The 23,886-nt window shown below is 55.5% G+C and carries 16 protein-coding genes; 5 read left to right on the top strand and 11 right to left on the bottom strand.

Annotated elements, in window-relative coordinates:
- The 8 genes from C8R31_RS09800 to C8R31_RS09765 form a co-directional block, all read right to left on the bottom strand.
- Window positions 1–1,547 (bottom strand): condensation domain-containing protein (locus tag C8R31_RS09800; protein WP_258192654.1); only part of this gene is annotated, 1,547 nt, incomplete at its 3' end.
- Between the two features lie 76 nt (window positions 1,548–1,623).
- Complete coding sequence (locus C8R31_RS09795) at window positions 1,624–6,231, bottom strand: type I polyketide synthase (RefSeq protein WP_107693858.1); 4,608 nt, start codon at window positions 6,229–6,231, stop codon at window positions 1,624–1,626.
- On the bottom strand, window positions 6,231–11,516 hold the full coding sequence (locus C8R31_RS09790; RefSeq protein WP_107693857.1) for a non-ribosomal peptide synthetase: 5,286 nt from the start codon (window positions 11,514–11,516) through the stop codon (window positions 6,231–6,233). Before C8R31_RS09790 ends, C8R31_RS09795 begins: the two co-directional genes overlap by 1 nt.
- A gap of 119 nt (window positions 11,517–11,635) precedes the next feature.
- Window positions 11,636–12,364: a 4'-phosphopantetheinyl transferase superfamily protein gene (locus tag C8R31_RS09785; protein ID WP_107693856.1), complete on the bottom strand. Its 729-nt coding sequence runs from the start codon at window positions 12,362–12,364 to the stop codon at window positions 11,636–11,638.
- Complete coding sequence (locus C8R31_RS09780; RefSeq protein WP_258192653.1) at window positions 12,342–13,148, bottom strand: thioesterase II family protein; 807 nt, start codon at window positions 13,146–13,148, stop codon at window positions 12,342–12,344. The genes C8R31_RS09785 and C8R31_RS09780 overlap by 23 nt, the downstream gene beginning before the upstream one ends.
- Window positions 13,079–13,309 (bottom strand): MbtH family protein, encoded by a 231-nt coding sequence (locus C8R31_RS09775; RefSeq protein WP_107693854.1) that lies wholly within the window; start codon window positions 13,307–13,309, stop codon window positions 13,079–13,081. Before C8R31_RS09775 ends, C8R31_RS09780 begins: the two co-directional genes overlap by 70 nt.
- 283 nt (window positions 13,310–13,592) lie before the next feature.
- Window positions 13,593–13,805 (bottom strand): DUF4880 domain-containing protein, encoded by a 213-nt coding sequence (locus C8R31_RS09770; RefSeq protein ID WP_219907503.1) that lies wholly within the window; start codon window positions 13,803–13,805, stop codon window positions 13,593–13,595.
- Window positions 13,806–13,927: 122 nt separating this feature from the next.
- Complete coding sequence (locus C8R31_RS09765) at window positions 13,928–14,434, bottom strand: RNA polymerase factor sigma-70 (protein WP_107693853.1); 507 nt, start codon at window positions 14,432–14,434, stop codon at window positions 13,928–13,930.
- Window positions 14,435–14,593: 159 nt separating this feature from the next.
- Here C8R31_RS09765 and C8R31_RS09760 point away from each other — a divergent pair, with 159 nt between their 5' ends.
- From C8R31_RS09760 to C8R31_RS09740, 5 genes are all read left to right on the top strand, one after another.
- The gene (locus C8R31_RS09760; RefSeq protein ID WP_107693852.1) at window positions 14,594–15,970 is read left to right on the top strand and encodes an efflux transporter outer membrane subunit; all 1,377 of its coding nucleotides are present in this window, start codon (window positions 14,594–14,596) and stop codon (window positions 15,968–15,970) included.
- A gap of 214 nt (window positions 15,971–16,184) precedes the next feature.
- Window positions 16,185–17,417: an efflux RND transporter periplasmic adaptor subunit gene (locus C8R31_RS09755; RefSeq protein ID WP_107693851.1), complete on the top strand. Its 1,233-nt coding sequence runs from the start codon at window positions 16,185–16,187 to the stop codon at window positions 17,415–17,417.
- 64 nt (window positions 17,418–17,481) lie between these two features.
- Complete coding sequence (locus C8R31_RS09750) at window positions 17,482–20,676, top strand: efflux RND transporter permease subunit (protein WP_258192652.1); 3,195 nt, start codon at window positions 17,482–17,484, stop codon at window positions 20,674–20,676.
- A 624-nt stretch (window positions 20,677–21,300) separates the two neighbouring features.
- The gene (locus C8R31_RS09745) at window positions 21,301–21,585 is read left to right on the top strand and encodes an HU family DNA-binding protein (RefSeq protein ID WP_107693849.1); all 285 of its coding nucleotides are present in this window, start codon (window positions 21,301–21,303) and stop codon (window positions 21,583–21,585) included.
- 281 nt (window positions 21,586–21,866) lie between these two features.
- Window positions 21,867–22,202: a DUF2007 domain-containing protein gene (locus C8R31_RS09740; RefSeq protein ID WP_107693900.1), complete on the top strand. Its 336-nt coding sequence runs from the start codon at window positions 21,867–21,869 to the stop codon at window positions 22,200–22,202.
- A gap of 75 nt (window positions 22,203–22,277) precedes the next feature.
- On the opposite strand, the gene C8R31_RS16780 is transcribed toward C8R31_RS09740, so the two are convergent.
- The 3 genes from C8R31_RS16780 to C8R31_RS16055 all read right to left on the bottom strand — a co-directional run.
- Window positions 22,278–22,412, bottom strand: coding sequence for an SOS response-associated peptidase family protein (locus C8R31_RS16780; RefSeq protein WP_375136127.1), 135 nt, complete (start codon window positions 22,410–22,412; stop codon window positions 22,278–22,280).
- Window positions 22,413–22,610: 198 nt separating this feature from the next.
- On the bottom strand, window positions 22,611–22,835 hold the full coding sequence (locus C8R31_RS09735; protein ID WP_107693848.1) for a DUF3072 domain-containing protein: 225 nt from the start codon (window positions 22,833–22,835) through the stop codon (window positions 22,611–22,613).
- Window positions 22,836–23,478: 643 nt separating this feature from the next.
- Window positions 23,479–23,886: VCBS repeat-containing protein (locus C8R31_RS16055; RefSeq protein WP_181320529.1), on the bottom strand; the 408-nt coding region annotated here is incomplete at its 5' end.

The raw sequence follows: 23,886 nt of genomic DNA, 5'->3' as shown, positions 1-23,886 counted from the left end.
AGGCAATGAACAGGCTCGCTATTCACATAACGCTGCTCGTTCACGCCCCAGGCCCTGAGCTGCGCCTGCTCGCCTTCGGTCAGAATATCGATGTCGCCAAGGCTGCGTTCAGGATGCTCGGCCAGTTGCTGAAGAAGATGAAGGTAGTGCCCGCCCAGTCGCCTGATGGTCTCCGGCTCGAACAATTCCCTGGCATAAGTCAAAGTGGCTATCAGCTGGCCGTCCGGCTGCTCGATGGTGTCCAGAGTCAATTCGAACTGGGCCGACTGCTCACCCAGCTCGTGGTTTTCCACAGTGAGGCCAGGCAAGTGCTCCAACGCGCGGTAGTTCTCGCGCAGATGGTTGTACATGACCTGAAATAGCGGATTCTGATTCAGGTTGCGTTCGGGCTGCAGCGCTTCAACCAGTTGCTCGAACGGCAAGTCCTGATGTGTCTGGGCGCCAAGCGCCGCTTCACGGGCCTGGTCGAGAACGGCTTTGAGCGGCATGCGACTGTCGATGCGGTTACGCAGCACCTGGGTATTCACGAAGAAACCGACAATATTCTCTATTTCAACCCGATGACGGTTGGCAATCGGAACGCCAACGCGAATGTCGTTCTGTCCGGTATAGCGTTGCAGCAATGCATGGAAGCCCGCCAGCAACGCCATGAAGAGGGTAGCGCCCTGGCTCTGGGCCTGGCGCTGCAAACGCGCAACCAGCGCGGCCGGTAACGCGAAAGCATGACGTGCAGCACGATAGTTGGCCACAGACGGCCGTGGATGATCCGTCGGAAGCTGCAATACGGGATGCTCTTCCCCTAGCTGGCTGCGCCAGTAGGACAGTTGCCGCTCCTTTTCTCCCGCTTCCAGCCAGTTGCGCTGCCATATCGCATAATCGGCATACTGTATCGGGAGCGATGGGAGAGAAAGTTCCTCTCCATCTCCACGTCCCTTGATCCGTGCCCGGTACTGGGCAGCAAATTCGTCAATTACGATACGGTTTGACCAGGCGTCCGATATGATGTGATGCATCACCACCACGAGAAGGTGGTCTTCCGGCGCAATGCGGATGAGCGCAAGCCGCAGCAGCGGACCTTGTGTCAGATCAAATGGCGTGCCATTTATCCTGCTGGCTTCCTCATGCGCACGTGCAACCCCTTGCCCAGCCGGCAGGCCCGACAGGTCAATCACGGGAATATCGACCTTCCGTTCCGTCTCAATGACTTGCTCGGGCAGCCCTTCTGCATTCGCCCGAAAAACCGTGCGCAGCGACTCATGCCGCGATACCAGCGCCTGGAAGCTCCAAACCAGCGCCTCCATATCCAGCTTGCCCACCAATCGTAACCCGCCGCTCAAATGATACGCAGTGCTCAATGGCTCCAGCTGCCATAAAAACCAGTGCCGCTGCTGCGCGTACGAGAGTGGTACGGTTTCAGAGGGCTGGCGCGGCGAAATGGCGAACTCGGAACGCACTGGCGCATCCGCGCCGCCGAGGCGCAGCGCAAGCCTGGCACGTTGTTCGGGGGTCAGGCGTGCGCGCCTCTGTTCAAGATCGCTACTATTCATGACAGGTGAGGCCTTAACGCGGATCCGGGAGATACCATCATCCTCACAACGTTCCCATCCAACATAAGCTGGCCGATCATGAGCACTCGATCTCGTCAAGCAATTTCGTTTCAACCAATTCAGCCAGACCCGCAACCGTGGGAGACCGGAAGAAATCCGCAGGGTGCATGTCTACTCCAAAAGCCGCCCGAACCCTGGAAAGCAGCTGTATACCCAGCAAGGAATCGCCGCCCAGCTCAAACAAATTGTCATGAGTGCCCACGGCGATCAGCCCGAGCAGACTCTGCCAAATTTCGGCGATACTCTTCTCCAACTCAGTGTCGGGAGAAATAAAAATAGTCTGTAATGCCGGCCTTGGGTACCTCCCCTCCTCCGCCTGCTTTTCGCTGGCGGTGAATGCAAAAGGCTGTGCTATCAGATCCTCCTGAGTCTGGCTGAGCCGGGCATTCAAATCGAGGGTGGAGACAATTACCTGGGGCCTCACCGCACTGCTCACGATGCGCTCGAAAGCTTCCACACCCTCGTTCGGGGCAATTCCTACTCCATCCGGCAGGGCCATGCTTGCGGCCATCCCGACTTCGCGCCAACTGTCCCAATTGACCGAGATCACCGGTGACTCGGAGTCGCGATAAGCAGCGCGGGCAACGGCATCAAGGTAGGCATTCGCTGCACAATAATCCACTTTGCTGAGACCCCCCGCTATGGATGCAAGCGATGAGCACAGAAACATGAAGTCAAGGGGTTCATTCTTGAATACGGCTAGCAATGCATGTGTTCCCTGTAGTTTGGGTGCAAATACCGCCGCAACCATGTCCTCTGTTTTTGCCGAAATCAACCCGCTGCCGACTTCGCCGGCTGAATGAATAACGCCATGAATGTTGCCGAAGCGCTGGCGTGCCTGAGCAACAGCCGCTTTCAGCTCGGTCTGGATCGCGACATCGGCTTGCAACACCAGCACTTCCGCACCGAGCGCCTCCAGTAGCAAGACCTTCTCTATCTTGCGCCGGGTTGAGTCCGCCTTCTCGGCGGTTGAGAGGACCTTCGGCCAGTGTTCCCGCGACGGAATGTGAGAACGCCCCAGGAGGACCAGTTTCGCTTTCTGTGTGCGGGCCAGATGTTCGGCCAGCGTCAGTCCGATACCGCCCAGTCCGCCGGTAATGAAATAGACGCCGTGCTGTCTCAGGCGCGTTTGAGCAGACGGAAGGCACTTGATTGGTTCAAAGGTCTGGACCCACCGGTGCGGTCCTCGGTAGGCAACTATGGATGGGACGTAATCCGCTTGTGCCTCGGCGAGAACCTGTTTAACGAGGCGCGTCTTCGCAGCTTCATCAAAAGCCTGCAATTCGACATCGACCACGCGGCACGTTAGATAGGAGTATTCCTGGGGGATAACTTTGCATGGGCCGAGCAAGGACGCTTTTTCCGGACTAAGTTGTTCACTGCCGGTTACATCCTCCAACTGGTTGGCAATAACGGTAATTTCGACCTTTGCACCAGAAGCAATAAGCCCTTTAACGCTCTCCAGAGCTTGTGCGAGGTAGAACAAGCTAAAGAAGTTTTTCGTCAGACTTTCTGCATGCGACCGCACCTCGCTATCCGCCGTCATACTCCAGAGATGAAAGATGTGGCCTATGGTTCTGCCGTCATCCCGCATGGCGCGCAGCAGCAGATCATAGTCTTCGCGTTGGCCAGGCCGCACCGTATAGTGATCCTTATTCTCGCGCCGAAACGTGGCGCCAGGGGAAATTACGACAGGCTCGATACCATCGGTTGACAAATGCGTGATCATCCCGCTACCAAGATGCTGCTCATCCGTGAAAATCGCAACACACCCGGTCCGGTCTGTTAATGCGCGAACCGGCATGGCATCGCTCTCGCGCCGCCACGAGGGCGCATAGAACCAGTCATCGAGAGAACGGGCGTCAGGTTCAGTCCGCCCGTCCCCGTGCAACCCATCTTGACTCGAGGCTTTGTTGCGGACTTCGTTGCTCCTGCCTTCGGGTTTGACCCAGTAGGACTGACGTTCGAATGGATAGGTCGGCAACGGGACTCGGTGGCGGCGCTCATCGGCATAGAAAGCGTCCCAATCGATGGGCACGCCACTTAACCATAGTTTGCCAAGGCAAAGGTAAAAGTGGCTCGGGGCCAACTGCGCTTTGGCCGGGTGCGGTAAAGAGGACAGAACAAGTTGTTCCGGTTTCGCGTCGGGATGACGCTTTGCAAGCGTCGTCAGCGTTTCGCCGGGCCCAACCTCCAGCAGGATCCGGCCCGGATTGCTCAGCAACTCACGCAGGCCGTCACCAAAACGCACCGTTCGGCGCAGGTGGCGCCCCCAGTAATCGGGATCCGTTGTTTCCTGGGCGGTGATCCAGTCCCCGCTAACGTTCGACAGAAAGGGGATTTTGGGCTGACGCAATTCGGTCTTGGCGACCATATTCACAAAAGCGGGCAGCATCGGCGCTATCATGGCAGAATGAAACGCATGAGAAACATGCAGCCTGCGGGTAACAATCCCTCTATTTCCAAGTTCCGCTTCGACAGCTTCAATTGCCTCCGTTAGACCCGACAGGACGCAAAGCTCGGGCCCGTTGACGGCTGCAAGATCACAATTTGCATTCAAATAGGGCGAAATTTCCGCTTCCGGCAACATGACCGAGAGCATGGCGCCGGTTTCCATGCGCTGTAACAGGCGCGCCCTCAGCGCCACGAGGCGGAGCGCGTCCTCAAGGGAGAACACATCCGCCAAGCACGCGGCCACGTACTCTCCGACGCTATGCCCTATCATTGCCGTCGGGATGATGCCCCATGACATCCACAGCCGGGCCAATGCATATTCCACGACGAAGAGCGCGAGCTGTGTCACTTCGGTTTGTGCGATCCGGCCCGATGCCTGCGCCTGATCGTCGCTGTCTGACCTTTGATACATCAGCGTCAGCAGATCGAAATCAAGATACGGTTTCAGCAGACCGACACAGCAATCGAATTCCCGGCGGAAAACGGGCTCGTCATGATACAAGTCCCGAGCCATATCCACATATTGGGCTCCCTGACCTGGAAAAAGAAAAGCCACCTCGGGCTTTTCAAGCTTCGCCTGGCCGGTGAGGAAACGATGCGGATCCTGGTTTTCCAAGACGCTGATCGCATCATTTCCGTCACAGCAAAGCGCGACGGCACGATAGGGGAAGCCTTTTCTACCGGTCAGGAGCGTGTAGGCAACATCAGCTAGCGGTAGCTCGGGACGAGTCGAGAGCCGGTTGCCCAAGCGGGTGACCATTGCCTCCAACGCACTACTGCTGCGCGCCGAAAGCGCAAGAAGCTGATTTTTCCGGGAAGGGCCTGATGGTTCCTGCGGCGGAGACTCTTCAATAATTGCGTGAACATTTGTTCCGCCAATGCCAAAGGAGCTTACACCGGCCCGACGCGGAGTTGAGCCGCTCGGCCAAACCTTGCTTGCTGTATTGACGTAAAATGGGCTCGACGAAAAATCGATGTGAGGATTGGCCTGCTCATAATTGAGGCTGGGTGGCAGAATTCGATGCTTTAGCGCCAGCGCGGTTTTGATAAGGCCGGCGACCCCTGCTGCTGCGTCCAAGTGACCAACGTTGGTTTTTACCGAACCGATGCCGCAAAAGCCACGCCGTTGCGTACTTTCACGAAACGCTTGCGTCAATGCCGCAACCTCGATCGGATCGCCCATTGCAGTTCCGGTGCCATGAGCTTCAATATAACTGATCGTGTCCGCCGGGACGTCTGCGATCGCCTGCGCGGCGAGGATTACTTCGGCCTGTCCTTCGACACTGGGCGCGGTATAACCAACTTTGGCCGAACCATCGTTATTCATGGCCGAACCTTTAATCACCGCGTGAATCGTGTCGCCATCGGCCAGGGCGTCCGCGAGCCGTTTCAGCACAACGATTCCCACTCCGCTTCCGATAACGGTACCAGCCGCCCTTGCATCAAAGGCACGACAATGCCCATCGGGTGAAAGGATCGCGCCGGGCTGGTAACGGTAACCGTCATCATGCAACTGATTTACCCACACCCCGCCGGCCATTGCCATATCCGCCTCGTGATTCAGCAGCCCGCGGCTTGCCATGTGCACGGCTGCAAGCGATGTCGAGCAAGCCGTTTGAACGGTAATGCCGGGCCCGCGCAGATTGAGCTTGTACGAGACTGTGGTCGTCATCGAGTCCTTATTATTGCCGTTCATCAAGCCTTGCAGTGAGGAGATGTCCTGCATGTCCGAGAAGCGCCCATTGGGAAACAGATTCAGCAAAAGATAAGTGTTTACCCCGCACCCTGCGTATACGCCAATGGGAGCACGGTAAGTCGAAGCGTTATAGCCCGCATCTTCCAGGGCCTGCCAGGCTACTTCCAGGAAGAGCCGATGCTGGGGGTCAGTTTCTGCCGCCTCACGCGGCGTGTAACCAAAGAACGAGGCGTCGAACAGGTCCACCCCTTCCAGATGGGCACGAGCTTTTACGTAGTGTGGATCATCCAGCGCCTTGGCTGGGACGCCGCGAGCAAGCAATTCCTCCTCTGTGAAGAAGGTCACTGATTCCACCCCGTCTCGCAGGTTGCGCCAGAACGCGTCGACATCGTTTGCACCTGGGAAACGGCCTGCCATCCCGATAATGGCGATATCAAGCTCGGCTCTATCCAATAACTCTTCTGGATGTTCCATCAATGCGTCCCCCCTGCTCTATGCTTCCGTTGAATAAAAGTGCCCCGTTGCCGCTGCGCCCGCTCCTGATGACGCAGCAAGGACGAATTCTCTGCACGTTCCTCGCCGAGAAACCTCGCGAGGCTGGCAACCGTGGTGTGTCGGAAAAGTTCGATAATGGCGATACGAGTATTCAATTGCTCTTCCAGCCTGCATTGGACTTTGATCAGTAGCAGCGAATGGCCGCCAAGGTCGAAAAAATTGCTGTGCAGCCCGACTCGTGGAACCTCGAGGATTTCCGCCCAGGTTTCGGAAACCATTTTTTCGATCTGAGTGATGGGCGCATCGTAATCCTGTTCCTCGAATTGCTCGGGCAAAGGTAAGGCGTTCCGGTCAACCTTGCCGTTGGGGCTGAGCGGGAGGGCCTCCAGGAACACGATTGAACTGGGGAGCATGTAGTCCGGGAGAACGGCGCGTAGCGCTGTTTTCACTGTGCCCGCGTTAAGCAGCACGCCTGCATGAGCCACTGTATAAGCGATCAGTCGGGGGCCATTGCGGCTTTCCCGCACTACGACTACCGCGTCGCGCACACCGGCCTGCGCCAGCAACTGGGCCTCAATCTCTCCAAGTTCAACGCGGAAGCCACGAATCTTGATTTGTTGGTCAAGCCGGCCAATGTATTCCAGTTGTCCGTCGCTCCGCCAACGCACCCGATCGCCCGTCCGATAGAGCCGGCCTCCTCCCTGACTAAAGGGGTCGGGAATGAATCGATCACCTGTAAGTGCCGGACGATTGAGATAACCGCGCGCCACACCCATGCCCCCTACGTAAAGTTCGCCTGCCGCGCCTACGGGCGCGAAATTAAGTTCGCTATCCAGCACATAAAGGCTGCGTTGGCCGACCGGGCGCCCTATGGGCGCGTAATCTCCAACCGCGCTTGTTTTGCCATTACTTATCCAGGCTGCCGGCGTAATAACGGTTTCCGTCGGACCGTAGGCATTGACAAGCCGAACCTCCGCGAAAACCTCCCGCGTCGCGGCGAGGTCGGCGGCGAACCACGCTTCACCCCCTGCGATGCAAACGCGAACAGAAGATTTGCCTTTGGGCACTAACGGTAGAAGCAGACGCAAATAAGCCGGAGGCAAGTGCAACGTTGTTATTCCCTGCGTAGTGATCAGATCTGCAAAACTATCGGTTGCAAGGCTGCGCGTGGATGACAGTACGAGCGTCCCGCCGCCGCACAAGGGGGTCATCCATTGCTCGGCGGCAGCATCGAAGTTCATGGAGAAAAACATCAGCTCCCGGTCCCCTGGCCGAACGTCATAGAACTGCTTAATTGCGTCCAGATGCATTGCCAGAGGACCGTGTGTAACCGCAACACCTTTAGGCCTGCCGGTCGATCCAGACGTATAGATAACATATGCGAGGTTATCGTCATGTAATCGAACCTCGGGGTTGGTGTCTATCCCCGCGTTCAAATCAAGTGTGTCAAGTTCGAGCACTTCCAGGTCGGTGCAATTCGGAATGCGGGCCCTGACATGGGCTTGCGTCAACAGCAACTGGATGCCGCTGTCTTCCATCATGTGGCTTAGCCGCTGCGGTGGATAATCGGGATCAAGCGGCACATATCCTCCTCCGGCCTTGAGGATGGCGAGGAGGCCAATAATCATCTCGATGGAACGTTCTGTCGAAATACCCACCTTTGTTTCTGGCCTGACGCCCATTCCAATCAATTTATGCGCCAGTCGATTCGACCGGCGATCCAGTTCTGCATAGGTAAGTTTGATGTCACTGAAGACCACGGCGGTGGCCATCGGACATTCCTCCGCCCGGCTCGCTATCAGCTGATGCACGGCTTGTACCGGCACGAAGCTGGAATTATTCGTTCCCCAGTCCTCCAGTTGCAGCTTATCGCGTTCACTCAGTAGCGGCACATCTCCTACTGCCTGCTCAGGGCGTTGTGCGAATGCCCGAAGCACATCAATGTAGTGCAGGCCCAGCCGCCCCATCGTCGCGGGGTCAAACAGCTCGGAGGCATAGATGAAACTGGCACGTACGCTGCCGTCCGCTGACTCGACTGTTTCCAGCGTCAGTTCGAACTGGGCTGCCTGCTCGGTAAGCGGGTAATCAGCAACCTTCAACCCCGGAAGTTGCTGGAGCTTGTGACGATTCATCACCAGATGGTTGATCGTCACCTGAAAGAGCGGGCTATGGCTTAAACTTCGCTGCGGCTGCAATGCTTCTACCAGTTGCTCGAACGGCAGGTCCTGGTTAGCTTGCGCATCGATAGCAGCCTCCCGCGCCTGATCCAAAAGCTTCGCAAGCTTCATGCGGCCATGTAACCGACTCCGCAATACTTGCGTATTGACGAAAAAACCAATCAGGCCCAAGGTTTCCAGCCTGTTACGATTGGCCACCGGCACGCCCACACGAATATCCGGCTGCTCGGTATAGCGGTAGAGCAAAGCCTGAAAACCAGCCAATAAGGTCATGAAGAGCGTAGCCCCCCGTTCTTGGGCCAGGCGGCGCAATCCATCTAATACATCCTGCGGCAGATCAAAGGAATATCGCGCAGCCCGGTAATTTGCTATCGGCTGCCGAGGATTATCCGTGGGAAGAGTCAACACCGCGTCTTCATTACCCAGGTAGCCCCGCCAGTAAGCTAGCTGCTTGTCTTTTTCTCCAGCTTCCAGCCATTCTCGCTGCCATGCAGCGTAGTCGGAATAACGGATGGGCAACCTGTCCAAGTCTGCCGTTTCACCTCGAAGGCGGGCGACATAGCCCGTGGCCAACTCATCGAGCATGATCTGCATTGAAGCACCATCGGAGATGATGTGATGCATCACCATCACCAGAATATGTTCATCCTCTGCCGCCCGTATTAGCGCCACGCGCAGTAGCGGGCCTTGCGTGAGATCGAAAGGGGTTGAAACAAAGCGATCCGCCTCTTCCGCAACTCGCGCTTCTCCCTGCAAGATAACTGTCTCCCTTAGGTCAATAGACGAGATAGCGAACGGCACGACTGGCCGGACCACCTGCTCCGCCACGCCATTCGCTCCCGGGCGAAAAAACGTACGCAAGGAATCATGCCTGCGAATCATATCTTCGAAACTTGCTCCCAACGCCTGCGCATCCATTGATCCCGAGAATCTCAAGGCGTGTTTGATGTGATACGCGGTGCTCGACGGGTCCAACTGCCAAAGAAACCATAGACGCTGCTGCCCGAAAGACAGGGGCGCAGCGTTAACCGGACCGGTGCTGGACCGGGTGGGCAAAATACTGACAGTCGCGCTGTGCAGGGAGGCGCCGGTGGATAAAATACGGTTGATTTCGGTCGCACACTCATGCAACCGGGGATTCTCGAATAAACCGCGGGGAGGAAAATTGATCTGCCAGCGATCGGCGATACGTGCGGCGGCTTGCACGGCAGCAAGCGAGTTGCCGCCGCTGGCAAAAAAATGGTCCTCGCGCCCCAGCCCTTTTCGGTTCAGAACCGTGTCCCAGATAGATATCAGCGCTATCTCAGTTTCATCAAGCGGGGCTTGCACCGGATGGGCGCCACCCCCGAGAACGAAACCGCCAAACTCATAAATGGCATAAGCATTCAATGTGCGCTCGCGCCATCCCTGGCGACAGGCGCCACGTTGCAATTTTCCGCTGGAAGTCTTGGGCAATGCACCGGGATTCAGCAGCACGACCACCGACAGAGGCTCATGGCAACTTCCACTGACTGCTTCGCTCAATGCTCGCACCAGGGCCTCGACGGGAATAAGTTTCTGCATACCGCGGGATATTTCAACTGCGATCCCAATACCCTCTCCCGCCTCTGTTTCTACCGCGAATGCAGCGACCCGCCCCTTCCGCGCGGCCTCGACCTCTTCCTCGACCACCTGTTCAAGGTCCTGCGGGTAAACATTCTGGCCGCGAATAATGATGAGGTCCTTGTGTCTACCGGCAATATAGACTCGTCCGTCGTGGATAAAGCCAAGATCCCCCGTGCGCAGCCACCGACTGTTGTCCTGATGGACAAAAGTTACTGCCGTTTCCGCGGCCCGCCTCCAGTAACCCTGAGTAAGGCTTTGTCCCCCTATCCAGATCTCACCGACATTGCCGTCGTCCAATTGTGCCAGGGTCTCGGGCTCGACGATCCGGACGGTATGGCCGGGTACCGGAATTCCGCAAGCCACCACCGGCAGTCCCTGCTCCGCCACCTCGGCTCTGCCTTGCGCCAGCATCTCGGCGGAAAAGCGATGCGCCTGTGCACCATCCCCACGGCCGCCGCCCGTGATCAGCAGGGTCGCTTCTGCCAAGCCGTAGCAGGGATAAAGGGCCTCTGCTGAAAAGCCCACTGGGGCAAAACGTTCACCGAATGCGCTCATGGTGCTGAGTCTTACGGGTTCCGCCCCACAAAAAGCAACTCGCCAGCTCGACAAATCAAGTTCCTCCAACTGAGCGTTCCTGACCCGCTCCACGCACAACTGAAAGGCGAAGTTCGGTGCGCCGCTGACGGTAGCGCGGTGACGAGAGATCGCTTCCAGCCAGCGGACCGGCCTCTCGATAAAAAATTTTGGCGTCATCAGCACGGCAGGAATGCCCCGGTGGATGGGCTGCAGCAAACCGCCAATCAGACCGAGGTCATGGTAAAGCGGCAGCCAACTCACGAATGTATCCTCGGCGCTTATCGACATGCTCTGTTCGAAGGCCCTCGCATTCACCATTAGATTCCCATGGCTGACCATCACCCCTTTTGGCGTAGAGGTGGAGCCGGAGGTGTATTGCAGGAAGGCGATATCCTCTTTCTTCGGCATGTGTTCGCGCCAGGCCCCGGCGTCATTGGGCCGCACGGCGTCCACCGCAAGCACCGTGGCGAAGGAAAACTGGTCTATGGCCGCATTGCCGATCAGGGGCATGAATTCGCTTGTGGTCAGAATGCAGCGTGCCTCCGCGTCGGACGCGATCGCGAGCAGTCGCGCCAGGTGGCGCTCCCGCACCGCCTCGGGGGGAAAAACGGGCACGGCGATCAGGCCCGCATAAAGGCACGCAAAGAACCCAATGACATAGTGCTCGTCATTTTCAAGGAGTAGCAGCGCGCGTTCCCCCGCTGCAAATCGATCTTGGAGGGCTGCAGCCAGCGCCCGGACATGCTGATCCAATGTTTTATAATCGAGCTTTCTCTCGAGGACATCATCATCCGCCTGTTGCACTGCGATCAACGCCGTATCGCCCGGGCGCTCTGCTGTCAGCATACGCAGGTGCGTAACCATGTCGCGCGGAAACCCGCGCAGTGAAATCAATCTTGCGTTCATCGTAACCCTTCCCTTAAGGTGGCCATCGAATCCCCTAAAGCGCTGGCGCCTGCGGCGATAAGCGGGATGTAAGTGGAAATCAAACTGATCATGCAAATTTGGACCAGTCCATCCAGTACTTAACTGGCTTCCAGTCTTGAGCCTACTGTCTGCAGAGCAACTGGAGAGCTTCTGGCGCACTTCCCGTCTTGTCGACTTTTCCATGCGAGTGCCGCAGCATAATTATTAGGCGCCTTGATGGGCCAAGCGCTTACGTCCGCCCACTCTGGCTGGTCATGCACAATTTCATAACCCGCGTTATCGCGAGGAAGGATCGAAAGCACTTGCAAGTGCTGGGAAATCCCCAGCCCCAGCGCCTTAAGCACCGATTCTTTTGCAACCCAGCGGTCAAAGAACGCTTCAGTTGTCTGCAGTCCGGAGCGGCGCTCAAGCGGTGAAAAGACGTGCATACTCAGCTCTTCGATATCGAGGTCGCGGTCGCGACACTCGATATCCACCCCAACCTGGCCGCTCGTTGAAAGTGCGATCAGCGCGAAGCATCCCGAGTGCGAAATATTGAATTCCAGTCCCCAGTTCCCGACCAGGCCCGGCTTTCCATAATCGTTGACGAAGAACCGTAGCTTGTCCGGCAGCACGCCCGTCCGGGACGACAAAATTCGCCTGAGCGCCGCCCGCGCCATAACTGAACGAACCCGGTCTTCGTGCCTGCGGAACCGCAACGCATGTGAGCGCTCATCGCCATTTAACAACGCCAAATCTCGCTTCGATAAAGGCATGTTCAAATCTAAGGGGAGCAGCCACACTTCGATGCCAAGGGGAACCGTCTCAGGCAGAGGTAAGCGCCGCATCGGATATCTCGACGGTTTCACCGGCCAGGCGTTGCACCAGGGTGGAAAGAAACGCCTCTTCCTGCTGCCGGATAAAGAAGTGGCCCCCGTCAAACCAATTCAGGGAAAATTCCGCGGTGCTTTCGTACCGCCATGCTTCCAGTCTGGATGGGAGAATCTCATCGGCGCGTCCGCCGAAAACGTGAATAGGTATCGATAGCGGGGCTGACGCCTCGTAGCGGAAGCTTGCGCAGACACGAAAATCCGAGCGGAGCAAACTCAATGTCATGGAAAGCAGTTCGGGATTCTCGAACACCTCCTCGGGCGTTCCGTTCTGTTTCCGCAATTCGGCGACAAGTAGCGCAGCGGAGTCTCTGTTGGCATAACGCCTCCAATCCTGTTGAGATGGGGCGGCGCAAGCCGATACCAGCAATGCCAGGGGCATCTGCCGCTTTCTCATGCGCAGGCAATGTGCAATCCGGTACGCCAGCAGGGCCCCCATGCTGTGTCCATAGAGCGCATATCGCTGCGGGGGATCATTCTCCAGTTCATCACACAAGCGCGCAGCCAGCGCATCGAAGCCCTCTTCGGTCGACTCATGCAAGCGTCCACCACGGCCAGGTAGTTCGACCGGCTCGATCTGCACCCAGGCCGGGAGTCTGCGGCGCCAACGTAGGTACGTGACCGCACTTGCGCCAGCACAAGGCAGGCTGAAAACAGTAAGGGAAGGGGGCATTATCGCCCGTCCGCTGTAGACGGTCCGTCCATGAAGCGCCTCAGACTGAGCGGACGCATATCGGTCCATGTCTTCTCGATATATTCAAGGCAGGTTTTCTTATCGCCTCTTATTCCGACATCGTTCCAGCCCCCTGGAACCGCCTTCCAGTCCGGCCAAATTGAATATTGCTCCTCATGATTAACCAGAACTCGAAAAGTCCCATCTTCGCGGTCAAAACAACTCGTCATCACTTTTTCCTTTTAAGCAAGTAATTCCAATCGAATGATTAGGAATGAGTCTTAATCGTATTTAGCTAGACGAACGAGGATGTGAAGAATTCAGAAATAAATGGGTGAGGTCTTGCGGGAGCGGCGAAATAAACTCGCGAGGAGGCGCCGGGCCGAATCTCATTGCTCATCCAAGCACGCTAACCTGGCAGCTTTCCCAGGTCATAGGGTGCTTGGGAGAACGCGATCAACAATCAGAATGATAATTTATCCGGCGAAACGGTCGGACGATGTTGGGGTGACACTATTCATCCCCTGAAGGAGGATTGGAGGGTGGGACCAGCCCGGTGAGCAACCAGACACGCGCAGCCTCTTCATAGGCCTCCCGGTGAGACGGGTGCGCCTTCAGCCACTTCGATAATTCTTTCAGATCGGCCGGGTTCATCGTTCCGTGGGTGCGCATTACCCACTCGACCGCCTTTCGCCACACCTGATCTTGCCATTGCGGATCTGTCACAACATCTACGGTTACAACGATTGGGGTTCGATTATCCGAGCCTTGGATTCATCGATTTCGGTCCGCCTGCGACGGCCAAAACGGGATCAGTATAGCGGATCGCGGCAGATTGGAAAACGCGATTAGGAACGAAGAACAGCGCGGCAATGATCCATCGCTTCGTGAATCAGGATATTTACCAGAGATGTCGAGATATTCAGCTCCGCGGCAATGGTACGATGGGTTTGCCCTTCCAGCCGATGGAGTTCGAAAACGCGCCTCGTCCGTTCCGGAAGTTCGGACAGGGCTGTGGCAATCAGCGTAAGGTGCTGACGACTGATTGCGATAGCTTCAGGCAGTCCGGTATGAGCAGCCACATGAAGTCCATCATCCTCAGCCTCGAAAAGATTCATTTCGAGCGAAAGACGCCGATGATGGTCGATGGCCAGATTGCGCACCATCTGGTACAGGTAGGCCAGCGGTTGCTTGATATCAAATACCGCAGCCGCTTCTGAAACCTTGAGGTAGGCGTCCTGCACCACATCTTCGGCACGCTCGGGATTTCCCAGAATCTTCAGCGCCGCCCAGCGCAATTGCGACCGATGAGCCATGAATACTTCCCCCAGGTCAAGCTGTTTCTCAACAGTCATCCCCCGCACTCCTGCAAAAGCTTATAATAACAAAAACGAGAACGATTCGTATTATCATATAATAGTTTTTCTTTTACAATATGGATAAGTCCGGGTTCAGTTGGGATCGAGCTTTTCCAAGGACAGTTCCTAATCAACGCAAAGTATGGAAGGTATGAAGTGCCACAGCTCCTCGCGCTAACCCTTTTGTCGATCGTTCTGGTATGCGTTGGCGGCTGCTGGACAATACCGCAAAGGCACGTCTCGGATGTTGGAGCCGCAATTCCTGCGGAATGGGGCGCAAATCATGAAATCTCTCGACCGGCACCCCAACATTGGGTGGAAACATTTGCCGACCCCAACCTGAGCGCACTGGTGCAAAACGCTCTGGCCAACAACTACGACCTGAAAGCAGCGGTGACACGGCTGGATGCCGCCATTGCTCAGGCTCGGATCGATGGGTCCGGTCTATTTCCTCAAATATTCTTCACCTCCGATCATCAACAAGTACAGGTTAGGGAAGCAGGATTCGGGTCAGCAAGGTTCGGCGTCTTCGATGCCATCTTCAGCCTCAGCTGGGAGCTGGATGTATGGGGCAGAATCAGGAATGTCAGGCAGGCCGCCCTTCTGGAGGCCGGTGCGGTAGCGTCGGATCTTAACGGCGCGCGGCTTTCCCTGGCGGCGAGGATTGCCCAAAGTTATTTCGAGCTGACCGAGGCGAGGCTTCAGTCAGAGGTAGCGGAGCAGTCGGTCAAAGACCGGCGCACAATTGTTCAGCTTGTACGGGGACGTTTTGCGCGGGGCATAACGAACGCGCTTGATTTGCGCCTCGCGCTTACCGACCTTGCCACCGCCGAGGCGGAGCTCTCGGAGGCCCGCAACCAGATCCAGTTGGTCAACCGCCGGCTTGAGGTGCTGCTTGGTCGTTATCCGGCAGGACGCCTAACTGAAGCTTCGGTACTACCGGAGCCGCCATCGGGTCTCCCTTCTGGGTTGCCGTCGGAACTACTGGAGCGGCGGCCCGATCTTGTCGCTGCTTTCGACCGCCTGGTAGCAGCCGACTCCCGAGTGCAAAGCGCAAAAAAACTTCTCTTGCCACGGATCGTCCTAACCGCCGCGGGAGGCACGCGCAGCACAGCATTGACCGATCTGGTCGACCCCCGCGCGCTCGCCTGGAATGTTGTAATAGGCATGATGCAGCCCCTGTTTACCGGCGGCCGCATTCGCGGCGAGATTCAGCTGAACGAGGCCCGTGCGGAGGAAGCGCTGAACCTTTACAAAAGCACGGCGCTAAACGCATTTCGCGAAGTGGAACAGGTGCTGGCTGCAGATGAATGGTTGCGGGAACAAGAAAAGGCATTAAGGCAGGCCGTTGAACAAACAGAGGCGAGCCGCAAGCTGGCCGTCTACTCCTACCAGCTTGGTATGATCGAAATTCTCACGCTGTTGGACAGTTACCGCAGCACATTGAATGCGCAAAGCGCTCATATTTCTGTAAAACGGCAGTTGCTGAATAACCGAATTAATCTTTTTCTTGCATTGGGAGGCGGCGTTTGATAACAGAAATCTCTGAACCCAACGACTTTTTTAGCAGGAAAAAAAAGCGGTCCAGGAACGCGGCGGCGACGAAGATTCATTGCGGAAGAAAGGGTAGGACAAACATGGCCGGCTTTACCATTAGCCACCGGATACCTTGCATGCGCAGCGGTCAAGTGTCCGTAACACTGGTCGAGCGTTTCAGGGACAACTCGTCCAATAGCTCCGCGAAAACATGCTGAAAAACTTTAAAAGCAAAGCTGCGCTGAAAATCATCGCCCCCGTTGTTGTGGTACTGACGGGTATCAGTATTTCGTGGGCCATCGTAGTCCACAAACCGCAGCCAACGTCACAAATACTAAATGATGAAGCGCCGCTGGTGCAGGTCGTCAAAGTTGAACCGCAGACCGTCAAGCTGAACATCCGCTCTCAGGGCGTGGTGGTGCCTCGCACCGAGATTGATCTGGTGCCGGAAGTAGCCGGCCAGATCGTTCAACTGCATCCGAGTCTCGTAGCGGGAGGATTCTTTGAGCCTGGGGATGTACTGATAAAAATAGATGCGCGCAACTACGATTATGCAATCGCTGAGGCGCATGCCCGCATTGCCGAGGCGGAACGCCAAGTCATGACGGAAGAAGCGCAGGCGGAGCAGGCTCGCAACGAATGGCACTCGCTAGGAGAAGGAGAACCCTCGGCTCTGACCTTGCGCCAGCCGCAATTGGCTGAAGCACGTGCAAAATTGAAAGCCGCGGAGGCCGATCTGACCAAGGCCCGCCTGCAGCGTAGCCGATGCGAGTGGCGGGCACCCTTCGCCGGAAGGGTCAGGGAACGGCATACTGGTCTCGGGCAATATGTTCAACCAGGTGAAAAACTGGCGCGCATCTATGCCATTGACGTCGTCCAGGTGCGCCTGCCCTTGGCGACCTATCAGTTTACCTACCTTGATCTGCTGCTGGACCACCGGAAAAGCAGTTCAGAAACAGGTCCCAAAGTCATTTTTAGCACCCACTTCGCGGGGGCGATGCAGTCCTGGGAAGGACACATCGTCCGCGCTGAAGGCGCCCTGGATGAAGAAACGGGCCTTCTACATGCGGTCGCGGAAGTAAGAGATCCGTATACGGTAAAAACAGGCCAATCCCCGCTTATGCCCGGGCTGTTCGTAAATGCCGAAATCGAGGGTAGAGATCAATCCGATGTATTCGTCCTGCCCTCCGGAGCAGTCAACGCCTCTCATGAAGTGTTATGGGTTGATAGAGAAGACCGCCTGCGGATCCGCCGGGTAAATATCCTGCGCCGGGAGCCCGACCGTGTCCTGGTAAAAAGTGGTCTTGACACTGGAGATCGCGTCGTCATCTCCGGGATTCAGGTGCCTGTGGAAGGCATGAAGCTACGGCCGGAAATCGTGTCACCCGGATTGACGTCCGCGAAGACGCTGGCGGATACGTCGAAGCCTGACCAAACAATGTGATGAATTTTTTCTCCCTCTCCCCATGTCACCTCCCCTCGCCGCGCCCCTGCGAGGAAAAACCAAAGTGAGGCCGATACTTTCTACCGTGCCCGCCTCCGGCTTGGTCGCCTGGTTTGCTTCTAATCCGATTGCCGCCAATCTGCTAATGCTACTCATCCTCATCGGCGGTGGTGGCAGTCTGTTGCTCATGGATAAGGAAGTATTCCCTCGATTTACGCCTCACCAGATCGATGTCAAAGCTGTCTATCCGGGAGCAGGTCCACTGGAAATCGAGGAGTCAGTTTGTGTCCGGATTGAAGAGGCCATTTACAATTTATCTGGCGTAAAGCGACTTAAAACGGAAATCATAGAAGGCGAATGCACCGTCAAGGTCGTTATCCTCCCCGATCACGATAAAAACCAGGTAATGAACACGATTCAGGGACGTGTTCAAGCCATACCCCGTCTGCCCAAGGGGTTGGAGAGGATCGAGGTTCTTCCAGGTCATCGCATCGGGGATGACGGCGTTATCTGGGTAGCATTGCACGGACCTACCGATGCCCTTACGCTGAAGCGTCTTAGCGACCGTATTCAGGGCGACCTGTCGCAGATCCCGGGTGTTACTCGCGCGCACAACTACTATGACCTTCCCTATGAACTCGCTATCGAGGTTTCATCCGAGCGGTTGCGCCAGTTTCGTGTATCGCTCAACGAAGTCACCGAAACGATAAGGCGCGCCTCGATAGATCTACCCGGCGGGGTAATAAAAAACCCGATGGGGGAACTGTTGCTTCGCGTCAAGGGTAAAGCGCAGGACAACGTCTCAGTCGGAACCCTGGTGGTGAAAACCAGCACGGACGGCAGCCGGGTACTACTCCGTGACGTGGCAGAGATCAAGGACGGTCTCGAGGAGCGCCTGTCGGAATGGCACCATAACGGAGAGACTGCGCAGGGCTGGGAGGTTCATGCCGAACGAGATACGGTTGAAGTGGCACGGCGGGTCAAAGCATACGTGTCGGAAATGCAAACCCAGCTGCCGCCTGGAATAGGGCTTATTAGCTGGTGGGACGATTCTCAAGCCTACGAGGAACGCATCGGAACGCTGCTTGAGGATGGGCTGACCGGCTTTGTGCTCGTTTGCCTGATATTGACTTTATTTCTCGATTTCAAGGTCGCCATCTGGGCGGGTATCGGCATTCTGACGTCCATTTTTGGCGCATTCTGGCTCATGCCAGCGCTGGATGTGTCACTCAACATGCTATCCCTGTTCGGCTTTCTTCTGGCTATGGGTGTACTCGTAGATGACGCCATCATTATCGGCGAATCCATCCATGCGAAACAGGAAGCAATAGTCGTTCCCGGTTCGTCGAAACAAGGAACTGAGGCAGCGTTCCTGGAAGCCGGCAAAAGCAAAATAGCGTATCTTGAGGCGGCGATTTCCGGTGCCCGCGAGGTTTCCTTGCCGGTAATCGTCGCTGTCATGATCGTTCTCGTCGCCTTCCTGCCCGGCTTGTTCCTGCCGGGATGGGCTGGCCAGATGATGAAGCCCATCTGCCTGGTAATGATTCTCACCCTCGTGTTTTCACTGGTTGAAGCACTTCTGATCTTACCTTCTCATCTTGCCACGCCCCCCAAACCGGTTGCGCTTACTCCACTGGCGAAGGTGCGAGCCAGCCTTAATCGCGGCTTAAAGCGTTTCATCCATGGTGTTTATAGACCTTTGCTGGAAAAAGCCCTGGCTTGGCGCTACCTCACCATTGCGACATTTGCCGTGATCCTGATGCTGGCCGCTGCGTTGGTCGCGGGCGGCTATGTCCGGCTTTCCCTACAGGCTGATGTAACGAAAGACAGCTTCTGGGTCGCTCTGAAATTACCCAAAGACCTTCCGTACAGTGAAACCCGCCGCATCGCAGAAAAAGTGGAACGGGCACTCCTGGAAGTTCGAGACAAACTGGACAGGGAAGCCCGAATTCGCGATCCTCATATCCAGCAAAGCGTCATCGTCGGAGTGGAAACCATCATCGCGGAACACGAGGCCGGTTTCTGGACGGAACTATCACCCACGGGACGAAAACATATTGTTGTGGAGGAATTCGTGCGCGAATGGCGGAAGCGCATTGGAGACATCGGCCGCGCCAAGATCGAGTTCCTGTATAAAGAGGGCGACCTCCCCTTCGATATGGAATTTGATCTGGGACACTCCGACCCAGCTGTTCTGTCCCTGGCGGCCGCCCAGTTAAAGCAAAAGCTGGCGGGCTACCCTGGCGTATATGATGTCATAGACTCGGCCGAGCCCGGCAAACCGGAAGTTCGTCTTCGAGTGAAACCGGAAGCGGAACACCTGGGCCTTCGTCTGGAGGATCTTGCCGAACAAACGCGGCACGCGTACTACGGGGATGAAGTGCACCGGTTCCAGAGGGGTCGTAACGAGGTAAAAGTAATGGTGCGCCTGCCTCGCAACGAGCGGGATTCCTTGCATGGCCTGTCCAGTCTTCCCATACGACTGCCCAACGGGGGTCAGGCACCTTTGGGAACCCTTGCCGAAATCGATCTCGTACCCGGCCAGTCCATGCTGATACGCCAGGACCGGCAGCGTATTCTCAAAGTTCAAGCACAGATGGATTCCAAGTTGACGGACCTCAATGCGCTCCACGCCAGTTTGGCCGCTGAAGAAATTCCACAACTCAAACGGCAGTTCCCCGGGCTGGATATCAATATCGGCGAAGAACGCCAGGAACAGGAAGATACTGCCCGCACCCTGATATTCTTAACCGCGATTGCTTTAACCTTAATCTATGCCTTGATCGCGATTCCCTTCGAGTCTTATGTAAAACCGCTCATCTTTTTAATGGGAGCCCCGGTGGCCTGGGCAGGAGCAGTGTGGGCACACTGGCTGATTGGCCTGCCGTTATCCATGGAATCTTTGGTCGGCATGATTGCGGCGAGTGGCGTGGTTGTAAACGACAGCCTCGTGCTCCTGGATTATGTCAAGCAACGAGAAGGGGCAACCGACGTATCTATGGCAGACCTCATCGTAGAAGCCTGCACCGCTCGGTTCCGGCCCATTCTGTTGGCCTTCCTCACTAATTTTGTGGGGTTTCTCCCCATTCTGCTGGAAACAAGCGAGCAAGCCCAGTTTCTGGTCCCGATGACCTTATCATTAACAGTCGGCCTGTTGATTGGAATGACTGCCAGCCTGATACTGACCCCGGTCAGTTACGCTATTTTAGATAAATCCCGACTTGGGTTTAGCCCAACTTCTACCGTACAGCCCAGGTAGCCCAGGTAATTCGATGCAAAAACTTGGTGCGTTCATATATTCTAGGAACGCTTATAGGAGGCCGAAACCCATGCCAATAAAGGCTTTGCGGGAAGCAATTGCCTACGCTGCTTTATCTGTAGCTTTGTTCCCAAGTGTCGTTGTAGACCCATAACTAACTCCCTTTTTGCAAGTTATCCAGAATTCCGAAAGGATTCAAGAATTAAGAACAAAAACCAGAACCAGCAGGGCCGCCCCCATACCCAGGAAATATGAAATGGCGACAAGTTTTCCTATTTTCATTATCGTCCTCTGTCGTTAGTTGAGCACAGGTATAGTAAAAGTACGAACAACTGTGAAAAAATTGTAACTTATTTGTTAGCTCTTTGTGAAGAGAGTGCTTTCTTGGCAACCAGACCAGATTCCTTCTCTATTGATCCGAAGCTTGCGTAACAATCGCTACATGAACGCAAAACTAACCTCTTTATGCGCCCTGGCAGACAGGAAGGTTTCATACGAAGACCTTCATCAAGGACACTGGGAACTGGAGGACCAAGAATTACCACATCCTGTTAATGCCAGTCCTCCAGCTCCTTGCCCGTTATAATGGTGCCCCGATTAACTAATTGGAAACGGATTAAAAACATGACTAAAAAAGAACTCGTTGATGCACTGGGTGCAAAGACTGACTCCAGCGGCGCTGCCGCCGACCGCGCGGTAAGCGCACTGGTGGAAATTATTTCCGATACGCTGAGAAAAGGGGATTCACTGACGTTGCCGGGCTTTGGAACGTTCGAAGTACGTGAGCGTGCGGCACGAACTGGCCGCAATCCCAGGACCGGTGAGGAACTGAAGATTGCCGCATCGAGGGTCGCAGCATTCAAACCAGGTGTAGCGCTTAAGGCGGCGGTCAATGGCGGCGGAAAGTAACGACCACCGGCGGTAAAGCGCCATCAGTTTCAGGCGCTTCCGCTTATAGGCACTAGCAAGTGCTTGCCGTTGTTGCTCGGATCTGCCCGGTTCGCCGCCCGGGTCAGCTTTCCACCACGCGAACTGTCTGTCGGAATTGATCGGGTCTGCGCGATATGCGCGGCTGCCGACTGCCGTTTGGAGCAGCGCCAACCAAAACCGAACATGAGAAGCGCCAGGTTAATGGTTCAGGAAACAACATCAATGGTTGTAAGAGCGGCTTTTATCAGTATTATGAAATAATGAAAAAAATTTGTTCAGCCTCAAGCATTATGGAAGCGCAGATCATGCTCGATCTGCTCGACCACAATTGTATCTCGGCGAAGCTATTTAATGAGCATGCTCAGGGGGGACTGGGGGATATTCCGTTTACCCACGGTTATCCGGAGGTGTGGGTTATTCGGGATAGCGATTTTGAGCGGGGGCAAGCCATTGTTAACGAATTTGAAAAAACCCCGGTCGAGACCCGAGTAGTATTCTGCCGCGCGTGCCATGAGGAAAACCCGTTTAATTTTCAGGTTTGCTGGCAGTGCGGCGCCGGGCTTGAACTGCCATCATCGCGTGAAGGAAGGGTTTAATGATCATCGTGGCGGTGAGCGGAGTGCGGCCCTGTGCTCATGTTGGTATGCTGAGCCGCGGCCTCGCATGCATGATTACCGAGGCTGTTTCTTTCCATTTTCAGCCGACCATTCAGACCAACCCCTGCCGGGAACTATCCCCCTGCCGTCTCTGAGCATGTGCCGGAAGCACCTTCCAGTCAGAGACTTCTCAATTCGGGCGCTGTCCATAGTTTCTTCTTCACGAATAAGGCCATTACCATCGATGAGCTTGCGGACACTTGCGCCATGCTATTCGCGTTCTTGCATTCGGCAGCGGATAATAGATTCGTGGCCATCGTGGTAACTTTGCTGTCAGATTGAATCGAAACCACTACAGCTTAACGTACTATTTTTTCCAAGTTCTGAGACTACGCAGGTAGATTCGAATCATTTTTCCTTCAATCCTCTACCCGTTTTACGCTGAAGCTCATCGATTTTCTTTGACGCATCCGATTTGGATAGATTTTCATCCATTTCTTCGCCAGCCTCTTCGCTTAACGTACTTAGATAAGACTTTTGCGCACCGGTCATCGGTTCATCACCGGTCGTCCAATCGTCTGGATCTTTAACCATATTGCTGTTTTCAGCTTTATCCTGAATTTGCTTTTCCATCAAATTCTCCTAACCAAAAAAATCAGAACAAACCCACTAGGTTCGACATCAAGAACTTTATAAATATCCCCCTGGTCAACACCTAGCGCTTCAGCGAAATACGGCCTTGTTTAAGACTGCTCAAACGTACCGTACATTGCTATTTTTCCGCCATTGCCAAGTGGAGTAGGAGAACGTTTTATAGAGGCGCTTTGCGTTGATGCAGAGCACAGGGACAAGGGCGGACGATTCTTTGTTTCTTGTGAAAAGTCTGCTCAGGTTATTGAAGCTCTAGTTGATGCGTCTAAACTAAATATGGCGAGCATAAAATTAACCGTTAAGGCACCCACGCATCGCAAATGTCTAGTAGAACCAGTAATCGACAGTTTTAGATTTGACTCAAATGAAGGCGGTAGCACTCGCTAATCGATTCAATCCTGGAGTAACTTCTAATATTATGAGGACTAAAAATTAGAAGCACAATTATCCCTTGCAGGATATTCGTGGCGATTTTTTTCGGGTGGCGCGCCAGCGCAAGCTGGGTGTGACTTAGCAAAGGTCATCGAGCTTGAGCAGGTTTTCAGGCTCGTCAATATTCTGCTGGGGGAAGGCGCCCCGTCTAATAGATCGGGGCGCTGGCTCTGGAATTACAATCTCAAAGTCATCACATCACCCAGTCGTAGACGCCGTTGCTCGCAAAGCCAATGATGTCCGCGCGGCTGTCGCCGGTAATGTCCTCCACGAAGCGCGGGTAAATGTTGTTGTTGGTCCAGCCGCCCGCAGTTGTACCAAACTCGGCGACAAGCAGCGTTGGTGCCTGAAAGGTGCCGTCGCCATTGCTGATCGACGTATACACCCCTGTGCTTGCGAAGCCGACGATATCGGCGCTGCCGTCGCCCGTAATGTCCTCCACGAAGCGCGGGTAAATGTTGTTGTTGGTCCAACCGCCCGCAGTCGTACCAAACGCGGCGACACCCAGCTGCCATGCCTGAAAGGTGCCGTCGCCATTGCTGATCGACGTATACGCCCCCGCGCCTCCGAAGCCGACGATATCGGCGCGGCCGTCGCCCCG

The organism is Nitrosospira sp. Nsp2 (genome assembly GCF_003050965.1).
GTDB lineage: Bacteria > Pseudomonadota > Gammaproteobacteria > Burkholderiales > Nitrosomonadaceae > Nitrosospira.
This window is presented reverse-complemented; position numbering and strand designations above follow the sequence as displayed.

What these genes read in the sequence shown, in the direction of transcription:
- C8R31_RS09790 (WP_107693857.1), bottom strand. Translation starts at nt 11,516, where the DNA reads ATGAACGCAAGATTGATTTCACTGCGCGGGTTTCCGCGCGACATGGTT.
- C8R31_RS09735 (WP_107693848.1), bottom strand. Translation starts at nt 22,835, where the DNA reads ATGGAAAAGCAAATTCAGGATAAAGCTGAAAACAGCAATATGGTTAAA.
- C8R31_RS09765 (WP_107693853.1), bottom strand. Translation starts at nt 14,434, where the DNA reads ATGACTGTTGAGAAACAGCTTGACCTGGGGGAAGTATTCATGGCTCAT.
- C8R31_RS09780 (WP_258192653.1), bottom strand. Translation starts at nt 13,148, where the DNA reads ATGGACCGATATGCGTCCGCTCAGTCTGAGGCGCTTCATGGACGGACC.
- C8R31_RS16780 (WP_375136127.1), bottom strand. Translation starts at nt 22,412, where the DNA reads ATGGACAGCGCCCGAATTGAGAAGTCTCTGACTGGAAGGTGCTTCCGG.
- C8R31_RS09785 (WP_107693856.1), bottom strand. Translation starts at nt 12,364, where the DNA reads ATGCGGCGCTTACCTCTGCCTGAGACGGTTCCCCTTGGCATCGAAGTG.
- C8R31_RS09740 (WP_107693900.1), top strand. Translation starts at nt 21,867, where the DNA reads ATGAAAAAAATTTGTTCAGCCTCAAGCATTATGGAAGCGCAGATCATG.
- C8R31_RS09755 (WP_107693851.1), top strand. Translation starts at nt 16,185, where the DNA reads ATGCTGAAAAACTTTAAAAGCAAAGCTGCGCTGAAAATCATCGCCCCC.
- C8R31_RS09775 (WP_107693854.1), bottom strand. Translation starts at nt 13,309, where the DNA reads ATGACGAGTTGTTTTGACCGCGAAGATGGGACTTTTCGAGTTCTGGTT.
- C8R31_RS09795 (WP_107693858.1), bottom strand. Translation starts at nt 6,231, where the DNA reads ATGGAACATCCAGAAGAGTTATTGGATAGAGCCGAGCTTGATATCGCC.
- C8R31_RS09745 (WP_107693849.1), top strand. Translation starts at nt 21,301, where the DNA reads ATGACTAAAAAAGAACTCGTTGATGCACTGGGTGCAAAGACTGACTCC.